The organism is Kitasatospora sp. NPDC038210 (assembly GCF_055600605.1).
In genome coordinates this window covers 37,141-55,334 of sequence record NZ_JBVJYK010000032.1, presented here as the reverse complement: position 1 = coordinate 55,334, position 18,194 = coordinate 37,141, and the positions used below count along the sequence as shown (strand labels likewise).

Here is an 18,194-nt window from a genome sequence, read left to right as displayed (position 1 = left end):
GGCCGGGGAGAGGACTGCGCCCACCGGCCAGACCACCGGTGGGCGCAGTCGTTCGTGGGGTGGGCTCAGCCCACCGGGACGGGCCGGGCCGCGCCCGGTACGACCGGCGCCGGGTGGAACCAGCGCCGGGAGCCGAACAGCAGCAGCCCGCCGAGGGCGATCCCGCCCGCCGCGCACAGCGCGACCGACTGCAGCGAGCTCTCGGCGAGGCTGCCGGAGACGGCGTAGCCGAGCGAGTTGCCGGTGGCGAACAGCGTGACCAGCCAGGCGAAGGCCTCGGTGACGGTGCCGGTCGGCGCCAGCTCGGCGACCAGCACGAATGCCGCCGCGAGCAGGGGCGCCAGCATGATCCCGGAGAGGAAGGCCAGCGCGGCCATCGGGTACGGCCCGGGCAGGGCGATCAGCGGCAGGTAGCTGGCGGCCATCGCGAGCGCCATCACCCAGGTGCGGGTGGCGGTGGTGTGCCGCCACTTGACCGCGCCGTAGGCGAGCGCGCCGAGCAGTCCGCCGAGCGCCGCCAGCGCCAGCAGGGTGCCGGCGCCGCCCGGCAGTGCACCGGTGTGGTGTTCGGCGTAGGCGATGAACAGCACGTTCTGCGCGCCGACGGCCCAGCCGGCCCCGGCCAGCCCGACCAGCAGCAGCACCAGGCCGGGGGAGCGCAGCGGTCCGAGCAGTCCGGCGGAGTGCTCGCGGACCGGGGCGCGCCAGGCCCTGGCGGGTGCGGTGGTGGCCACGATCAGGGCGCCGGCCAGGCCCAGCCCGGCGGCCACCCAGAGCGCGACGACCGGGCTGAACAGGCCGGCGATCCCGGCGACGGCCAGCGGCCCGGCGACGTAGAGGATCTGCTGGGAGGCGGAGTCGAAGGCGTAGGCGGTGTCGAGCTGCTCGGCCTCGACGACGTCCGGCCAGAGCGAGCGCAGGCAGGGCTCCAGCGGGGGCATGGCGAGGCCGGCGACCGCGGCGCCGACCGGCGCGGCGAGCGCGGAGCCGGGGGCGAGGGCGAGCAGTGCGTATCCGCCGCCGGCCACCACGGCCGAGGCGAGCAGGACGCGCGGCTGCCCGGTGCGGTCCACGATCCGGCCGAGCACCGGCCCGCCGACGGCCGCCGAGATCGCGTACGCGGCGGTGGCCAGCCCGATCCGCCCGTACGGCGCGCCGGCCTCGCGCAGGGCGAGGGCGATCACCAGGGCGGTCATGCCGGCGGGCAGGCGGCCGAGCAGGGTGCCGAGGAGCAGGCGGGTCACGTGCGGGGCGCGGAGCAGGGCGAGGTAGCCCATCGGCGTCTTCTCCGGTCTGGGCAGGCGGGGGCGGGGACGTCGTCAAGGTTATACGTATAACTGCTCGCCGGTCAATCGGGCCGTCGGCCCGGACTGATGGGGCGTCAGCGTCGTTCGTGTCCGGACCTCGACTGCGGGACAAGGAGGGGTTTCGGACGATCTCAAACAAGTACTTTGAACATCTCAAACCTTTACTGCTAACGTATCGGCCATGTCAGCCTCAGACGCACTGCGGACGCACGGACCGGGCCTCCTGCCCGGCGCCGCCCGCCCGTGCGCTCTGACCGGTGCTGTGGACAGCCCGCGCCGTTGTCGCGCCATGCGCTGTACTGCCCTGAGCTGTACGTCGGCGGCACGCCCCTGACCGGGGGCCCCGACCCCTTCCGTCCGGCCCCGCGCCGTGCCGCCCGCTCCGCCCCACACCTCACCGTTCAGCCACGCCCTCCCCCGGAGTCGCAGCCCCATGTCCACAGCGCCCGAGGCGACCTCGTCGCCGTCCGTGCTCGCCCGTATCCGCAAGACACCGTTCTGGGTGCAGATCGTCGCCGGCCTGGTGCTCGGCGTCGGCCTCGGCTACCTGGCCCGCGCCGCCGACATCTCCTGGCTGGCCACCACCCTGGAGACGATCGGCAAGATCTTCGTCCAGCTGCTCAAGCTGGCCGTGCCGCCGCTGGTGTTCACCGCGATCGTGGTGAGCGTCGCCAACCTGCGCAACGTCACCAACGCGGCCCGGCTCGCCACCCGCACGCTGCTCTGGTTCATGGTCACCTCGCTGATCGCGGTCGGCATCGGCCTGGGCCTGGGCCTGCTGACCAACCCCGGCCGGGGCACCAACCTGAAGACCGAGGGCCTCAAGGCGCTCGACTCCAAGGGCACCTGGATCGACTTCCTGACCGGGATCTTCCCGACCAACATCGTCGACGCCTTCGCCAAGGTGAACGTGCTGCAGATCGTCTTCATGGCGGTCGTGGTCGGCGCGGCGGTCATCAAGCTCGGCGCCAAGGCCGAGCCGGTCCTCAAGCTCAGCGAGTCCGTGCTGGAGCTGACCCAGACCGCGCTGTGGTGGGTCATCCGACTCTCCCCGCTCGGCACCCTCGGCCTGATCGGCAAGTCCGTCGCCAAGTACGGCTGGGACCTGCTCAAGCCCTTCGCCACGCTGACCCTCGACATCTACGTCGGCTGCGCGCTGGTCCTGTTCGTCGTCTACTCGCTGCTGCTGCGCTTCGCCGCCGGCCTCAACCCGCTGCACTTCTTCAAGGGCGCCTGGCCCGCGATCCAGCTGGCCTTCGTCTCGCGCTCCTCGGTCGGCACCCTGCCGGTCACCCGGCGCGTCACCGAGCGCCTCGGCGTCCCGAGCGAGTACGCCTCCTTCTCGGTGCCGTTCGGCGCCACCACCAAGATGGACGGGTGCGCCGCGATCTATCCGGCGATCGCTGCGATCTTCGTCGCCCAGGTCTACAACATCGACCTCGGCATCAAGGACTACATCCTCATCGCCTTCGTCTCGGTGGTCGGCTCGGCCGCCACCGCGGGCCTCACCGGTGCGATCGTCATGCTGACGCTCACCCTGTCCACCCTGGGCCTGCCGCTGGAGGGCGTCGGCCTGCTGCTCGCCATCGACCCGATCCTGGACATGATGCGCACCGCGACCAACGTCGCCGGTCAGGTCCTGGTGCCGGTCGTGGTGGCCGCGCGGGAGAAGATCCTCGACGTGGCCGCGTACAACAACCCCTCGGGTGACCTGTACGACGAGGACGCCCCGGCGGGTGCCCCCGCGGGTGCCGTCGCGAGCCCTGCCGCCGCCTGATCCCCCCGACCTCGACCCGCGTCGACCTCGACCCGCGTCGACCTACGCGGAAGGGCCCTCCCCCCGACACCGGGGGAGGGCCCTTCCGCGTTCTCCGTTCCTCTTCGAGTCCCGCTCGAAAAGGCAGGGGGCCCGCCGACGGGCGGGCCCCCTTGGGTACTGCTCTTGTGCTCATGGTGACGGCTGTCGGGAGCCGCCGGTGGACCCGTCGGGGTCCCGAGCGATCAGATCATCAGAGGATGGTCAGACGGCGGTGACGTTCTCCGCCTGCGGACCCTTCGGGCCCTGGGTGACGTCGAAGGTGACCGCCTGGTTCTCCTCCAGCGAACGGAAGCCGTTCGCGTTGATGGCGGAGTAGTGAACGAAGACGTCCGGGCCGCCGCCCTCCTGGGCGATGAAGCCGAAGCCCTTCTCAGCGTTGAACCACTTGACGGTTCCCGTGGCCATGCCGTTCTCCTTGCGAGGCGTGTCGGGGACCACACCGTGTGGCCCCCGGTCCGCTGCGCTGATCGCCCTGCCTCCGGACGAGTCCGAAGTTTTTCGATATTGCTGAAAAACTACAAAAAGCCCGCGGTTACATGCTCCGCAGGCTTCAAGTACTGCAAGGGGAATCAAACTGCAACTGAGGGCAACGCTAGCATGCGGCCGCTGTGACGACCAGAGGTCGCTTGCGGCGCGGAAGGCGCGTGTCGTAAGGCCGGGAGCGGGCGCAGAAAGGGGCGTTGGGGGCGTGTGAGGGCGTGTCGGGTGGCCGGTGCGAGCCGCCGTGAACGGCGGGCATACGCTGCGGGGAGGCGCACGAACAGCAAGGGAGCGGCGCAGTGGCAGCACCGGACGCACAAACACCGGACGCGCAAACGCGGGAGCCCCAGAACATCCCGGTCGGAGAGAACCCCCCGCTCAGGCCCAGGGTCGGCCATATTCAGTTCCTGAACTGCGTTCCCCTCTACTGGGGGCTCGCCAGGACGGGCAATCTGCTCGATCTGGACCTCACCAAGGACACCCCGGAGAAGCTGAGCGACCGGCTCGTCGAGGGTGCCCTGGACATCGGTCCGATCACCTGCGTGGAGTACCTGCGCAACGCCGACGACCTGCTCGTCCTGCCCGACATCGCGGTCGGCAGCGACGGCCCGGTGATGTCCTGCCTGATCGTGAGCAAGGTCCCGCTCGCCGACCTCGACGGCCGCCGGGTCGCCCTCGGCTCCACCAGCCGCACCTCGGTCCGGCTCGCCCGGCTGCTCCTGGAGGAGCGCGAGGGCGTGCGCCCCGACTACTTCAGCTGCCCGCCGGACCTCAGCGCGATGCTCGCCGAGGCCGACGCCGCCGTCCTGATCGGCGACCCGGCGCTGCGCGCCTACCTCGGGCAGGCCGCCGACCTCGGGCTGACCGTCCACGACCTCGGCGAGATGTGGAAGGAGTGGACCGGCCTGCCGTTCGTCTTCGCGGTCTGGGCGGTGCGCCGCGAGTTCGCCGAGCGCTGCCCGGAGCTGACCGCGGCCGTGCACCGGGCCTTCCTGGAGTCCCGCGACCTGTCGCTGGTGGAGGCCGGCAAGGTCGCCGAGCAGGCCGCCCGTTGGGAGGCCTTCGGGGCGGACGTGCTGGAGCGTTACTTCAGCGAGGCGCTCGACTTCTCGCTCGGCGAGCGGCAGCTGGCCGGGGTCGCCGAGTTCGCCCGGCGGGTCGCGCACGACAGCGGCTTCGCGCCGGACGTGGCGGTGCGGCTGCTGGAGCCGGCCGCGCTGCCGGTCGGTCCGTGAACCCTTCGCACCGATCGCGTCGTCGGGGCTGATCCGGCACGGCCCGGCCCGGTACGGTCTGCCCCGAGGCGCGTCCGGCGGGTGGCCCGCGGGAGGCGCTCCGGAAGCGGCCCGCGCGGCCGGGCGAACCCGCCCGGTGCCGCACGGGCCGGTGCGAGGGGAGCGTGCGGGGCCATGCGGGCACTGGGGTCGGACGACCCGCGCCAGGTGGGCGCCTACCGACTGCTGCGGCGGCTCGGCTCGGGCGGGATGGGCCGGGTCTACCTCGGCCGGACGGCCGGCGGGCGCACCGTCGCCGTGAAGGTGGTGCGCCCGGAGCTGGCGGACGACGCCGAGTTCCGCGCCCGGTTCCGGCACGAGGTGGCCGCCGCCCGGCGGGTCGGCGGCACCTGGACCGCGCCGGTCCTGGACGCCGACACCGAGGGCGAGCGGCCCTGGGTCGCCACCGGCTATGTGGCGGGGCCCTCGCTCACCGCCGCCGTCCAGCAGTACGGGCCGCTGCCCGAACCGGCCGTCCGCGCCCTCGGCGTCGGGCTCGCCGGGGCGCTCGCCCACGTGCACGGGCTCGACCTGGTGCACCGCGACGTCAAACCGTCCAACGTGCTGCTGACCCTGGACGGGCCGCGGCTGATCGACTTCGGCATCGCCAGGGCCCTGGACGCGACCAGCGGCTTCACCCGTTCGGGTCATGTGGTCGGTTCGCCGGGCTTCATGTCACCCGAACAGGCGGCCGGGCAGCCCGTCGGGCCGGCCGGGGACGTCTTCGCGCTCGGCGCCGTACTCGCCTACGCCGCCACCGGAGTGCACCCCTTCGGGGAGGGGGTCAGCGCGGCCGTCCTGCTCTACCGGGTGCTGCACGAGGAGCCCGACGTCGCCGGACTGCCCGAGCGGCTCCGGGCGGTCGTCCTCGACTGCCTGGCCAAGGACCCGGCCGCCCGGCCCACCCCGCAGCACCTCGCCGCCCGACTGGACCCGGACCGCCAGGGCGCCGCCCGGCTGTGGGGCTCCCTGCCGCCGGAGCTGGCGGCGGGGGTGGGGCGCAGCGCGGTGGAGCTGCTGGACCTGGAGGACGAGTCCGGGGCGGCGGGCGGGGCCGAGGCGGTGGCGACGCCGACCTACGTGCCCAGGGGCCACCGGGCGCCGGGGGCGGAGTCGGGTTCGGGTTCGGGTTCGGGTTCGGGGGAGCGTGAGGCATCGGGCACGGCCGGTGCGTCGTGGTGGCGGCGGCCGGCCGGGCTCGCGGCGGTGGCGGTGCTGGTGGCCGCGGCGCTCGGGGGCTCCGGGTACGGGCTGTACGAGTGGTCGCACCGGGACGACGATCCGGTGGCCCCGGCCGCAGGACCGCTGCCGGTCCCGTCCACCGGCCCGGGCGGGACGGACTCCCCGTCAGCGCTCCCGTCATCGGCCCCGTCCGCCTCCGCCACGGCCTCGAACCCCTCGACGCCCGCGGCCTCCCCGACCGGCGCGGCGCCCTCGACGGGCGGCCCCAACGCGGTGCCGGCCGCGTTCCTGGGCACCTGGAGCGGGGACATGGTCACCGACAAGGGCCTGCCCGGCGGCACGACCACGCTGACCGTCCGCCCGGCGGCGATCGGTCAGGAGACCACCACCAGCCGCAACGCCGTCACCGGACTGATCCCGATCAGCTGCGAGGGCGGCTGGACGCTCACCTCCGTCTCCGACACCCGGCTGGTGTTCCGGTCCCGGCTGGTCCGCTCCTCGCTGCCCGGCGCCTGCACCGGCGGCGCCAACGCCGAAACGCTCACCCTGCAGGCCGACGGGACGATCCGGTTCACCTCCGCGGATCCGCCGGGTGGGAACCCGACCGGGACGATGCGCCGGGTGAACGGGGCGGCGGGCTGAAAGCGCCCGAAAGGCCTGGCGTAGGCTGGTTCGGCCGTACCCGAGTAGCACTTTAGAGAGAGAAGGCCGCCAGGTGACCGAGCTCGCAGCGACCACCCTCGATGCGTCCAGCACCGACCTGCAGGCCGTGCTCGACCGGGCCGCCGCCGGCGGCCGGATCACTCCGGAGGAGGCGCTGGAGCTCTACCGCTCCGCGCCGCTGCACGCGCTCGGCTCCGCCGCCGACGCGGTGCGCCGCCGCCGCTACGCCGGTACCGAGCACATCGCGACGTACATCATCGAGCGGAACATCAACTACACCAACGTGTGCGTGACGGCGTGCAAGTTCTGCGCCTTCTACGTGCCGCCGAAGAGCGACAAGGGCTGGTCCCGGGAGCTCGACGAGATCCTGCGCCGCTGCGCCGAGACCGTCGAGCTGGGCGGCACCCAGATCATGTTCCAGGGCGGCCACCACCCGGACTACGGCGTGGAGTACTACGAGCGCGCGTTCTCGGCGATCAAGGCCGACTTCCCGCAGCTGGTGATCCATTCGCTGGGCGCCTCCGAGGTCGAGCACATGTCCCGGATCTCGGGCGTCTCCATCGAGGAGGCGATCGCCCGGATCAACAAGGCGGGCCTGGACTCCTTCGCCGGCGCCGGCGCCGAGCTGCTGCCGGAGCGTCCGCGCAAGGCGATCGCCCCGCTGAAGGAGTCCGGCGAGCGCTGGCTGGAGATCATGGAGGTCGCGCACGGCCTCGGCGTGGAGTCCACCTCCACCATGCTGATGGGCACCGGCGAGACCAACGCCGAGCGGATCGAGCACCTGCGGATGATCCGCGACGTGCAGGACCGCACCGGCGGCTTCCGGGCCTTCATCCCGTACACCTACCAGCCGCAGAACAACCACCTGAAGGGGTCGACCCAGGCCACCGTCTTCGAGTACCTGCGGATGATCGCCATCGCCCGCCTGTTCCTCGACAACGTCGCCCACATCCAGGGCTCCTGGCTGACCACCGGCAAGGAGGCGGGCCAGCTGTCGCTGCACTACGGCGCGGACGACCTCGGCTCGGTCATGCTGGAGGAGAACGTCGTCTCGGCGGCCGGCGCCAAGCACCGCTCCAACCTCACCGAACTGATCCACCTGATCCGGGCCGCCGACCGCGTCCCGGCGCAGCGCTCCACCACGTACGAGCACCTGCGGGTGCTGGAGGACCCGGCCGACGACCCGGTCGACCCGCGGGTCGCCTCGCACATCGCCTCCACGGCGATCGAGGGCGGCACCGCGCACCCCGAGCTGAAGATCCTGGACAACTGAGGCCCTCCCCGCAACCGTGCTGACCCTGCACCGGGCGGCCCTCGTGCTGCCCGACCCGGCCGATCCGACCGCCCCGTCCTTCCCGGACGGGGCGGTGGTGGTGCGTGGCGAGCGCGTCGAGGCGGTCGGGCCGTACCCGGAGCTGGCGGCGGCGCACCCGGGCGCGCGGGTGCGGGACTGGGGCTCGGCGGTGCTCGCGCCCGGGCTGCGCAACCCCTACGGGCACTGGCTGCTGGAGCGGGCGTACCACCCGGATCCGCGGGAGGAGACCGGCGTCGAGCCGGTGGCGGACGGGCTCGCCGGATCCACGGACGAGACGCGGTGCGGGGCGAGTGCGCGGCGCGGGCTGCAGCGGATGCTCGGGTTCGGGGTGACGGCGGTGGCCGGGCCGTTCGAGCGGGCGTCGGTGCGGACGGCGGTGGCGCGGTCGGGGCTGGTGGGGCTGGCGGGGGCTTCGGGTTCGCCGGGCTCGACGGGGGTTCCGGGTTCGCCGGGCTCGGCGGGGGCTTCGGGGGCTTCGGGGGCTTGGGGAGCTTCGGGGGACGAGGGTGCGGGGCCGTTGGACCCGCTCGCCGTGCTGCCCTTCGCGCAGGCCGTGCACGGGCGGGTGGCGGTCGGCGGCCGGGCCGACTTCGCGGTGTTCGCGGCCGCGGGGGACGGGCTCGCCGAGCCGGCGGCGGGCGGCTGCCTGGCCACGGTGCTGGGCGGGCGGTTGGTGTACCGCCGGCGCTGAGCGGGGCCGCTGCGGGCCGGTGCGGAGCGGCCGGGGAGCGGCGGACGAACGGCGGACGAACGGCGTCGGACGGGCCGGGATCGGCAGCGCCGGTGTGACGTACTCGTCAGTAGGCCGATTCCCTTGCAGTGCACGGGACTTCCTTCGTGTGCACTCGAACTACGGTGCCGGTGGCCGGGGGTGATTGTCCCTTCGCCGTGACCTGAGGGCCCGCCAGCGGATACGATCCCGGACAGCTCACTCCGTACCCTCACCACACCACCGCCCGTGCCCGCGGGCGGCGGGGCCGCGTCCCCGGTCCCGAAGGCAAGCCAGGACAGGAACCATGCGAACCGCGATCGTTCCCCCGCCGCGCGCCCCGCGGTTGGGCCGTGGTTGGTACCTCGCCGCCGTGCTCAGCGCCGTGCTGGCCGTCGGCATGTGCCTGCTCGGTTGGCGTCAGGCCGACCAGGCCGACCGGATCGAGGCGCACCCGGTGAGAGTCGAGGGCGTCGTCACCCAGCTCCCCACCGGCGGCGGCACCTACAGCGCCGTCAGCTACCGGGTGGGCGGGCAGTCGCACACCGCGGCCGCGCTGCCGCTCGCGGACGGCGCCAAGGTCGGTGACTCGATCTGCCTGGAGCACGCGGCCGACGACGCGGGCGCGGTGCGGATCTGCGGCGACACCTACCCGCAGCCCGTCGGAGTGGGCCTCGCCCGGTTCAGCGTGCCGGTCGCCGTGGTGCTGTTCGCGGTCTGCGTGCTGCGCATCTGGCGGCACCGGAAGGCCGTCGCGATCCGCGCCGGGCAGGGGCGGCTGGCCGCCAACCTCGCCCTGGCGACGGAGGCACTGGCGGACGGGATGCCCGCGATCACGCACGGCAAGCGCTCCCGGCGGAAGCGGCGCGCGGGCGGGCGGCGCGGGCAGCACTGAGGGCGCCGCGCCGGGCGGGGTGACCCGTCGGTACGGCCCGTCGGTGCGCCCCGTTGGTCGGGGTGTCCGTGCGAGGGTGAACAATGGGGGCGTGACCCGAGCCTCTCTGGACAAGCAGCCGCACGAAGTCGCCGCCATGTTCGACGACGTCGCGGCCAAGTACGACCGCACCAACGACGTGCTCTCCCTCGGCCAGGCCCGCGCCTGGCGGCGGGCGGTGGCCGAGGCGGTGGCCGCCGGACCGGGGGACCTCGTGCTCGACCTCGGAGCCGGCACCGGCACCTCCTCGCTGCCCTTCGTCGAAGCCGGGGCCCAGGTCGTCCCGTGCGACTTCTCGGTCGGCATGCTCACCGAGGGCAAGGCCCGCCACCCCGAGCTGGCGCTCACCGCCGGGGACGCCACCCGGCTGCCGTTCGCGGACGACACCTTCGACTCGGTGACGATCTCCTTCGCGCTGCGCAACGTCCAGGACACCGACGCGGCGCTGCGCGAGATGCTGCGGGTCACCAAGCCCGGCGGCAAGCTGGTCATCTGCGAGTTCTCCACGCCGACCTGGACGCCGTTCCGGACGGTCTACACCGAGTACCTGATGCGCGCGCTGCCGCCGGTCGCCACGGCCGTCAGCAGCAACCCGGAGGCGTACGTCTACCTCGCCGAGTCCATCCGGGTCTGGCCGGACCAGGCCGGGCTGGCCGCCAAGCTGCAGGAGGGCGGCTGGTCGAAGGTCGCCTGGCGGAACCTGACCGGCGGGATCGTCGCGCTGCACCGGGCGTACAAGACCGCGTAGTCCGCCACTGCCGGGCCGTCGGCCTCGGACCGTCGCTTCGGGGCCCGCCGGCGGGTGCGGCGGCGGGTGTGGCGGCTGGTGTGGCGGAGCGGGTGTGGCGGGGGCGCGGGCGCTTCCGGCGGCGTGAGCGGAACTAGACTGCCGGAGACAAAAGCCGCCGTCCCCCGCCGCAGCTCCAGGAGTGTGTCCACGTGTCCGAGACCGCAGCCGATCTGACGAAGCCGGACAGCCCGGTGGAGAGCACGGCCGACGTCATCGTGGTCGGCGCGGGCCCGGCCGGTTCGACCACCGCGTACTACCTGGCCCAGGCCGGGCTGGACGTGCTGCTGCTGGAGAAGACCGCCTTCCCGCGCGAGAAGGTCTGCGGCGACGGCCTCACCCCCCGCGCCACCAAGCAGCTCGTGGACATGGGCGTCGACGTCTCCACCGAGAACGGCTGGCTGCACAACAAGGGCCTGCGCATCATCGGCGGCGGCGTCCGGCTGGAGCTGGACTGGCCAGAGCTGTCCTCCTTCCCGGACTACGGCCTGGTCCGCAAGCGCGCCGACTTCGACGAGCTGCTGGCCCGTCAGGCCGAGAAGGCCGGCGCGCGGCTCTACGAGCGCTGCAACGTCAGCGGGCCGGTCCTGGACGAGCGCACCGGGCGGATCGTCGGCGTCACCGCCAAGCTCGGCGACGAGAAGCGGCCGGTCACCTTCCGCGCCCCGCTGGTGGTCGCCGCCGACGGCAACTCGACCCGGCTCTCGCTCGCCATGGGCCTGCACCGGCGCGAGGACCGCCCGATGGGCGTCGCCTACCGCACGTACTTCACCTCGCCGCGGCACGACGACGACTACCTGGAGTCGTGGCTGGAGCTCTGGGACACCCGGGCCGGCGAGCGCAAGCTGCTGCCCGGCTACGGCTGGGTCTTCGGCATGGGCGACGGCACCTCCAACGTGGGCCTCGGCATCCTCAACTCCTCGCCGGCCTTCGGCGAGCTGGACTGGCGCGAGGTGCTCAAGGCCTGGTGCGCGAACATGCCGCAGGAGTGGGGCTACACCCCCGAGAACATGACCGAGCCGATCCGCGGTGCCGCGCTGCCGATGGCCTTCAACCGGCAGCCGCACTACACCCGCGGTCTGCTGCTCGTCGGCGACGCGGGCGGCATGGTCAACCCGTTCAACGGCGAGGGCATCGCCTACGCGATGGAATCCGGCCAGATCGCCGCCGGGGTCATCGTGCAGGCCCTCGCCCGGGTCACCGACGGCGGCCGGGAGCGCGCCCTCCAGGCCTACCCGCGCGTCCTCAAGGACGTGTACGGCGGTTACTACACGCTGGGCCGTGCCTTCGTGAAGCTCATCGGCAACCCGAAGGTGATGCAGATCGCCACCCAGCGCGGCCTCACCCACCCGATGCTGATGCGCTTCACCCTCAAGCTGCTCGCCAACCTGACCGACCCGCAGGGCGGCGACGCGATGGACCGCGTCATCAACGGGCTCGCCCGGGTCGCGCCGAACGCCTAGTCCGGGGAGCCCGCGGGCCGGTCCCGGGAGCCCTCGGGTTCCCGGGAACCGGTGGGCTCGGCAGGGGAAGCGGTGGGCTCGGCCTGGGAGGCGGTGGGCTGCTCCTGCGCCGCCTCCGGGGCCGTGGCGACCGGGCGCCGGGAGGCGGCGGAGCGCTGTTCGACGTAGGCCAGCCGGTCGGCGAAGACCCGGGCCGCGTCGGGTGTGAGCGTCCGCAGCGCGACGAGGGCGGAGAAGACGACGTCGCAGAGCTCGTGCTGGACGTCCTCCCAACTGTGGGTCACCCCCTTGCGCGGGTTCTGGCCGGTGGCGCCGATCACGGCGGCGCCGACCTCGCCGACCTCCTCGGAGAGCTTGAGGATCCGCAGCAGGCGTTCTTCCCGGGGCGACTGCGTGCTCTGCTCGTCCAGCCATGCGACCAGGTGGTCGACGCTCTCCCAGATCCGGCTGTCCATGCGGCGCTGCTCCCCTGCGGTGTGGTTGGTGCTGCCACCGTACGGGAGCGGCGGGGCGGGCGGCCGGTGGGTCGGGGGCGGCCCGGACGAGCCGAGAACGGCCCGGGGGCCGGGCGGCTCGGGGGTTCGAGGGTCCGGGCGGCCCGGCCTGATCGGTCAGCGGGTGCCGATCTTCACGTTGCGGATGTTCACGGGCAGGTTGGGGAAACCGTCGCCGGGGTTGTTCTGGTCGTCCTCGCCGCCGGCGGCGATCTTCTGCAGGACGTCCAGGCCCGCCGTGACCCGGCCGAACGGGGTGTAGGCGGGGGAGAGCTTGGTGTCCTTCCATACGAAGAAGAACTGGCTGCCGTTGGTGTTCGGACCGGCGTTGGCCATGGCCACGGTGCCGGCCGGGTAGGTGGCGCCGGTCAGGTTCTCGTCCGGGAAGGAGTAACCGGGCCCGCCGCTGCCCGTCCCGGTCGGGTCGCCGCACTGCAGGACGTAGATCCGCTGGGTGGTGAGGCGGTGGCAGTGGCTGCGGTCGAAGTAGTCGTGCTCGGCGAGGAAGCGGAACGAGAAGGTGGTGCAGGGCGCCTTGTCGGTCAGTGCCTCGAAGGTGATCGCGCCCTGGCTGGTCCGAAGCGTCGCGCGGTAGGGCCGGGCCGCCTTCTTGGCGTCGAAGACCGGGATTCCCTTGAAGTTGTCGGCCGGCACGGCCGGCGTGTAGGTGCAGGCAGCGGCGGTGCCGGCGGCTGCGGCGGCGGAGGTGTCCGCGACGGCGGTGCCAGTGCTCGCCACGAGCGGGAGGACGGTGGCGGCGGCGACCAGCGCCCAGTGCGTGCGCTTCACGTGACGGGCCTTCCGGGGGGTGGTGGACGGCTGGATTGTCATGGAGGCATCATCCACGGCCGGGTGGGGATGCGGTAGGGGGCGCGACGGCCGTGACTCCCCGGGCCCCGGAGCCGTGAGGGGCGGTCAGGCGAGCCGCGGGGGAGGGGAGTCGGCCGGGGCCGGCGACTTCGCCGTGGTCGGTGGCGTCGGCGGTGTCGCTGTTGCGGTGTCGGTGGTGTCGCTGTTGCGAATGTTGCCGGTGTTACGGGACTTGCCGGTCTTGCCTATGTTGCCGGCCCTGCTTCTGGTGCGGGTGCTCCCTGCGAGGCGGACGTTTCCTTCGGTGCGGCGGTGGTGCTCTCGGTGGGGGTGAAGAGCCCGGCGCGGCCTGCGAGGGCGGCGGCATCGGCGGCCCGCTCGGCGGTGCGGGCGTCCAACGGTTCGCCGGAGACGAACAGGCGGAAGTAGAGCGGGGCGGTGGCGGCGCGGACCACCTCGGCGCCGTCCGTTCCGGCGGGCAACTCGCCTCGTGCGACCGCTCGTTCGGCCACCTCGGAGGCCTGTCGGTGGCGGGCGGCGAAGAAGGCGCGCAGGGCGGCCGCGCCTGCGTCGGACCGCTGGGCGGCGGAGATCAGCGCGGTCGGCGTGACGCCCAGCTCGGGGTCGGTGAAGACGTCGAACACCTCCCGGGTGATCCGGCGGAGGTCCTGCTGCAGGTCCCCGGTGTCGGGCAGGGGCCACGGCTGGTCGGCGGAGGCGGTCAGGGCGTCGGCGACCAGGCCGTCCACGCCGCCCCACCTCCGGTAGAGGGTCGCCTTGTGGACGCCGGAGCGGGTGGCGACCGCCTCGACGGTCAGGCCGTCGTAGCCCTTCGCGGTGACTTCGGCGAGCGTGGCGGCGACCACCTCCGCCCGGACCCTTGCGCTGCGGCCGCCCGGGCGCGGGGTGGGGGTGCGGGGCGGCTGCCCGTGGTGACTTGCTCCGTTCAAAGTCGACTCCAGTCGCATTAGTGCTTGCTGTGGGGTGGCGATCGTGCGATGCTCATCGTAATGCGACTCGCGTCGCATTACGAGAGGAGTCCGTGTGACCACCACCGCCATCCCCGATCCCACCGCGCTCCACCCGCTCGCCGGCCACGACAGGGTCGTGCTGTTGCGATCGCTCGTCACCGACCCGCGGATCGAGGTCGGCGAGTACACCTACTTCGACGACCCCGACGGCGCCACCCGCTTCGAGGAGCGCAACGTCCTCTACGCGTACGGTCCGGAGCGGCTGGTGATCGGCAAGTACTGTGCGATCGCGACCGGGACCCGCTTCCTGATGGCCGGTGCCGCCCACCCGGACATCGGCGTTTCCACGTTCCCGTTCACCATGTTCGGCGGCAGCTGGACCGAGCGGACCCTCGACATCGTCACGGGCCTGCCCACCCGGGGCGACACCGTGATCGGCAACGACGTCTGGTTCGGGTACGGGGCCACCGTCCTGCCCGGTGTCCGGATCGGCGACGGCGCCATCGTCGCGGCCGGTGCGGTGGTCACCGCCGACGTCGAGCCCTACACCGTCGTCGGCGGCAACCCGGCCCGGCCGATCCGCCGACGCTTCGACGACGCCGACATCGAACGCCTGCGCCGCGCCGCCTGGTGGGACTGGCCGGTCGAACTCGTCACCGAGCACGTCCGCGTCATCATGTCCGGGACGCCAGCCGACATCGAGGCGATCGCCGCGGCGAACGGCCTGCTCGACGCCTGACGGCGAGGACGTTCCGTGTGGGGCCCTGCCGGGGAGCGGCGCCCGGCGGGGGCCGGGCGTACGGAGTGGACCGGGGGAACGGGAAGGGCCGGGCCGACCGAGGGTGGTGCGCGGACCGTGCGGACCGTGCGGACCGGCCGGGCCATGCGGACCATCCGGTGTCCGGAACGGCATTGATCATCCGCCGTCCGGTGCGCGAGGATGGCGCCCCCTCGCTCCACGCTCTGCCCCGTTCGTCGCCGGGCCTTCCGTCCGGCTCCTGGGTCCGTCCGACGCGTACGGTCCTCGCGCCCGTCGGTTCCGTTCGCTCGGAGGGATCCTCGCCATGCCTGCCTCCCTGTCCAGGGGCTCGTCCTCGACGGCCCTTCGTGATCTTCCGGTGCTGTTGGTGGCGGTGGTGTGGGGGTCGAGCTTCCTCGCCGTCCAGCGGGTGGCCGAGCCCGGGACGGTCGTGGCGATGCTCGTCCTGCGCTTCGGGCTGGTGCTGCCGCTGCTCGGAGCGGTCGCCTGGCGGGCCCTGCGGAGGCTCCGCCGTGCCGAGTGGCTCGGCGGCGCGACACTGGGGCTGGTGCTCAGCGGGATCTTCCTGCTGGAGACCTACGGTGCCGTGCACACCTCCGCGACCAACGCCGGGCTGATCATCAGCCTCGCGATGGTGCTCACCCCGCTCGGCGAGAGCGCCCTCGGCCGGACCGCGCCACCGCGGGCCTTCCTGGCGGCCGCCGGACTGGCCGTCCTCGGTGTCGCCCTGCTCACCGGCGACGGCGGGCTGCGTGCGCCCTCGCTCGGTGACCTGCTGGTGCTGGGTGCCGCCCTCGTCCGCTCCGCGTACGTCCTCGCCATGGCCCGCACCCGGGCGCTCCGCGACACCGACATGCTTGCCGTGACGTGGGTCCAACTCGCGACGGCCACCGGTGTGTTCGCCGTCGTCGCGCTGTCTGCGGGGCCGGCGCCGTGGACCCTCGCCCGCTCGTACGGGGCCGGCCAGTGGGCCTGGCTGCTGCATCTGTCCTTGTTCTGCACGCTGTTCGCCTTCTTCGTCCAGATGTGGGCGGTGCGGGCCACCTCCCCCTCGCGGGTGAGCCTGCTGCTCGGCACCGAGCCGCTGTGGGCCGCCGTCTTCGGCATCACCGTGGCCGGGAACCGCATGGGCCCGCTCGCCCTGCTCGGCGGAGCCCTGGTGCTGGTCGCGACGGAGTGGGGCCGTCGTACCGCCCCCGCAGCGCGCCCGGCGGGGGACGAGGGCGGGACGGGCATCGAGGTGGCTGTGGCTGCGGGGGCCGGGGAGCAGGGGCGCGAGCCGACCCCGGCGTGATCCGTCGTCGTGGTCACCGGTGCCGCCACAACGTCCGCCGGGCGTAGTCGACGGTGACCGCGCCCAGCAGCGGGCCCCAGAGCACCAGGGGTGCGTAGGCGGCGGTCATCACCAGGGCGGCGAGGCCGCGCGGTGAATCCGGCTCGGCCAGGTTCGCGGCCCAGCGGCCGAACAGCCCTTCCATCCCGAGGACGGTGAGTATCGCCGAGCCCAGCAGCGCCGGGACGATCGCGGTGAGCGGGCGGACCCGGCGGCCGCCGATCAGCGGGATCCATCGCGGAACCACCCGCCCCCAGGGCCGGACCAGGCCGAGGGTCAGGAAGGCCAGCGCCTCCGTCAGGGCGCTCAGCACCACGCAGTAGACGGTGCCCCACCCCGGCTGGTGCTCGTTGTAGGCCGCGGCCGTGGCGCCGGTGAAGCCCACCGGGATGCCGAAGCCGAAGACGATCCGCCACACCCCCGAAGGAACGGTGCTCAGGGCCGCGGCCTTGGCGGCGAGCTCGGCCCAGCGCGGTGCGGGCGGGACGTCCGGGACGGCCGCGTCGACCGCACCAGCCGCGCCGACCGCGTGGGGGTGGTGGGCGGTGGTGCGGGCGTTGATCATGAGCCTGGACATCGTGGACTCCCTTCCGGTCCGGCCCCTCGGCCGGTGCGATGGCTCAAGACTGGAGGTCCGCGAGGGGTCCACGGCAGTGCCGATCGGGCTGTTCCTGCTGCTCAACCGGCCTGAGGAATATGCCGATCGGCACAGGCGGACCGCCTGGACCGCGTCGTAATCTGACAGCAGTCGAAGAGAGGTGGTGACGATGACTCAGATCCTGTCGCTGGTTGTCCCGGCCCTGCTGCTGCCGGCCTGGACGGTCCGCGGGCGCCGCGGGTCGGCCGCCGTGACGACCGCGCTCGGCGCGGCGTCGGCGGGTGTCTCGGTCGCCATCCGGTTCGCCGGCCCCTGGACGGAAGCGGACCGCTGGACCGGGCTGGTCGGTCTCGTCGAACTGGCGGCCCTGCTGCTGGCGGTGGTCCTCAGCCTGCGCGCCGGGGACGGCCCCCGGGTCGCGGTGGCGGCCTGGACGGCGTGCGGGGCGGTCGCGCTCTGGCCGTCCCGGTTCGACGGGCCCGTCGACGCGCTCACGCTCTTCGGGTTCGGATCGATGCTGTCCCTGCCGACCGTGCTGATCGGGCTCTACCTGCGGGGTCTGGACGACGGCCGGGCCCGCGCGGTGGCCGAGGCCAGGCGCGCCCAGCGGCTCGAACTTGCCCACGATCTGCACGACTTCGTGGCGCACGACGTCAGCGGCATGGTGGCCCAGGCCCAGGCCGGGGCGTACCTGGCCTCCGTCGACCCGGCGCGGTCAGCCGAGCTGTTCGAGCGGATAGAGCAGGCCGGGCAGCAGGCCCTGGCCTCGCTGGACCGGACCGTACAGCTGCTGCGCAGCGAGGAGGCGGGCGGCCGCAGTCCGCAGCCCGGCCTCGCCGAACTCGTCCAGGTGGCCGAGCAGTTCACCGCCGCGGGTGGCGCCGAAGTCCGGTTGGAGCTGCCGGAGGGGCCGGTGCCGCGCGAGGTGGAGGGCACCGTCCACCGGATCGCGGTCGAGTCCCTGACCAACGTCCGTCGGCACGCCCCGGCCGCGCGGACGGTCGAGGTCCGGGCCCGTTGCAGTGGCGGGCGGCTGGAGTTGACCGTGACCAACGACGGCGGGGCGCCGGCCCCCGGCGGGCGTCCGCGCCGGGGCGGCGGGAGCGGGCTCCCGGGGCTCGCAGCCCGGGTGGAGGCTCTCGGCGGTTCGCTGGAAGCCGGTCCGTACGAGCGGGAAGGCTGGCGCGTGACGGCGGTGCTGCCGGTGGAGGCGGTCGCCGTCGGGCGGCAGTGACCGGCCGTAGGGGCAGCCTGGACAGAACCGGCCCAGGCCACTGCGGTCCAGGTCGGAACGA

Annotated in this window: 17 protein-coding genes; 11 read left to right on the top strand and 6 right to left on the bottom strand. The window is 73.5% G+C overall.

The window, feature by feature from the left end:
• Positions 1-65: 65 nt before the first annotated feature.
• Positions 66-1,277, bottom strand: coding sequence for an MFS transporter (locus tag ACZ7KX_RS37520; RefSeq protein WP_470330432.1), 1,212 nt, complete (start codon positions 1,275-1,277; stop codon positions 66-68).
• Positions 1,278-1,740: 463 nt separating this feature from the next.
• Here ACZ7KX_RS37520 and ACZ7KX_RS37515 point away from each other — a divergent pair, with 463 nt between their 5' ends.
• Entirely contained in the window at positions 1,741-3,084 is a 1,344-nt protein-coding gene (locus ACZ7KX_RS37515; protein WP_470330431.1) for a dicarboxylate/amino acid:cation symporter, read from the top strand.
• 243 nt (positions 3,085-3,327) lie between these two features.
• Here the strand turns inward: ACZ7KX_RS37515 and ACZ7KX_RS37510 are convergent, their stop codons facing one another.
• The gene (locus tag ACZ7KX_RS37510) at positions 3,328-3,531 is read right to left on the bottom strand and encodes a cold-shock protein (protein ID WP_045692393.1); all 204 of its coding nucleotides are present in this window, start codon (positions 3,529-3,531) and stop codon (positions 3,328-3,330) included.
• 428 nt (positions 3,532-3,959) lie between these two features.
• Here ACZ7KX_RS37510 and ACZ7KX_RS37505 point away from each other — a divergent pair, with 428 nt between their 5' ends.
• The 7 genes from ACZ7KX_RS37505 to ACZ7KX_RS37475 all read left to right on the top strand — a co-directional run bounded on the left by ACZ7KX_RS37505 (position 3,960) and on the right by ACZ7KX_RS37475 (position 11,933).
• A complete protein-coding gene (locus ACZ7KX_RS37505) occupies positions 3,960-4,841 on the top strand; it encodes a menaquinone biosynthetic enzyme MqnA/MqnD family protein (protein WP_470330450.1) in 882 nt (293 codons plus the stop codon).
• 174 nt (positions 4,842-5,015) lie between these two features.
• Complete coding sequence (locus ACZ7KX_RS37500; protein WP_470330430.1) at positions 5,016-6,704, top strand: serine/threonine-protein kinase; 1,689 nt, start codon at positions 5,016-5,018, stop codon at positions 6,702-6,704.
• A gap of 73 nt (positions 6,705-6,777) precedes the next feature.
• Positions 6,778-7,998, top strand: a complete 1,221-nt coding sequence (gene mqnC / locus ACZ7KX_RS37495) for a cyclic dehypoxanthinyl futalosine synthase (protein WP_350524924.1) — start codon at positions 6,778-6,780, stop codon at positions 7,996-7,998.
• A 16-nt stretch (positions 7,999-8,014) separates the two neighbouring features.
• Positions 8,015-8,731 (top strand): amidohydrolase family protein, encoded by a 717-nt coding sequence (locus ACZ7KX_RS37490; RefSeq protein WP_470330429.1) that lies wholly within the window; start codon positions 8,015-8,017, stop codon positions 8,729-8,731.
• 325 nt (positions 8,732-9,056) lie between these two features.
• On the top strand, positions 9,057-9,644 hold the full coding sequence (locus ACZ7KX_RS37485; RefSeq protein WP_350524926.1) for a hypothetical protein: 588 nt from the start codon (positions 9,057-9,059) through the stop codon (positions 9,642-9,644).
• 91 nt (positions 9,645-9,735) lie between these two features.
• Positions 9,736-10,431 (top strand): demethylmenaquinone methyltransferase, encoded by a 696-nt coding sequence (locus tag ACZ7KX_RS37480; protein ID WP_350524927.1) that lies wholly within the window; start codon positions 9,736-9,738, stop codon positions 10,429-10,431.
• 191 nt (positions 10,432-10,622) lie between these two features.
• Entirely contained in the window at positions 10,623-11,933 is a 1,311-nt protein-coding gene (locus ACZ7KX_RS37475) for a geranylgeranyl reductase family protein (protein ID WP_470330428.1), read from the top strand.
• Here ACZ7KX_RS37475 and ACZ7KX_RS37470 read toward each other — a convergent pair.
• From ACZ7KX_RS37470 to ACZ7KX_RS37460, 3 genes are all read right to left on the bottom strand, one after another.
• Complete coding sequence (locus ACZ7KX_RS37470) at positions 11,930-12,388, bottom strand: MazG-like family protein (protein ID WP_470330427.1); 459 nt, start codon at positions 12,386-12,388, stop codon at positions 11,930-11,932. The two genes, ACZ7KX_RS37475 and ACZ7KX_RS37470, sit on opposite strands and share 4 nt — an antisense overlap.
• Positions 12,389-12,544: 156 nt before the next feature.
• Positions 12,545-13,258, bottom strand: a complete 714-nt coding sequence (locus ACZ7KX_RS37465; RefSeq protein WP_470330426.1) for a peptidylprolyl isomerase — start codon at positions 13,256-13,258, stop codon at positions 12,545-12,547.
• 224 nt (positions 13,259-13,482) lie between these two features.
• Positions 13,483-14,187 (bottom strand): TetR/AcrR family transcriptional regulator, encoded by a 705-nt coding sequence (locus ACZ7KX_RS37460; protein WP_470330425.1) that lies wholly within the window; start codon positions 14,185-14,187, stop codon positions 13,483-13,485.
• 94 nt (positions 14,188-14,281) lie between these two features.
• Here ACZ7KX_RS37460 and ACZ7KX_RS37455 point away from each other — a divergent pair, with 94 nt between their 5' ends.
• Together ACZ7KX_RS37455 and ACZ7KX_RS37450 are read left to right on the top strand one after the other, a co-directional pair.
• Positions 14,282-14,947, top strand: coding sequence for a CatB-related O-acetyltransferase (locus ACZ7KX_RS37455; protein WP_470330424.1), 666 nt, complete (start codon positions 14,282-14,284; stop codon positions 14,945-14,947).
• Between the two features lie 325 nt (positions 14,948-15,272).
• On the top strand, positions 15,273-16,262 hold the full coding sequence (locus tag ACZ7KX_RS37450) for a DMT family transporter (protein ID WP_470330423.1): 990 nt from the start codon (positions 15,273-15,275) through the stop codon (positions 16,260-16,262).
• Positions 16,263-16,275: 13 nt separating this feature from the next.
• Here the strand turns inward: ACZ7KX_RS37450 and ACZ7KX_RS37445 are convergent, their stop codons facing one another.
• On the bottom strand, positions 16,276-16,878 hold the full coding sequence (locus ACZ7KX_RS37445) for a hypothetical protein (RefSeq protein WP_470330422.1): 603 nt from the start codon (positions 16,876-16,878) through the stop codon (positions 16,276-16,278).
• Positions 16,879-17,068: 190 nt separating this feature from the next.
• Here ACZ7KX_RS37445 and ACZ7KX_RS37440 point away from each other — a divergent pair, with 190 nt between their 5' ends.
• Positions 17,069-18,133 carry a sensor histidine kinase gene (locus ACZ7KX_RS37440; RefSeq protein WP_470330421.1) on the top strand — a complete coding sequence of 355 codons (1,065 nt, stop codon included), beginning with the start codon at positions 17,069-17,071 and terminating at the stop codon, positions 18,131-18,133.
• Positions 18,134-18,194: the final 61 nt, after the last annotated feature.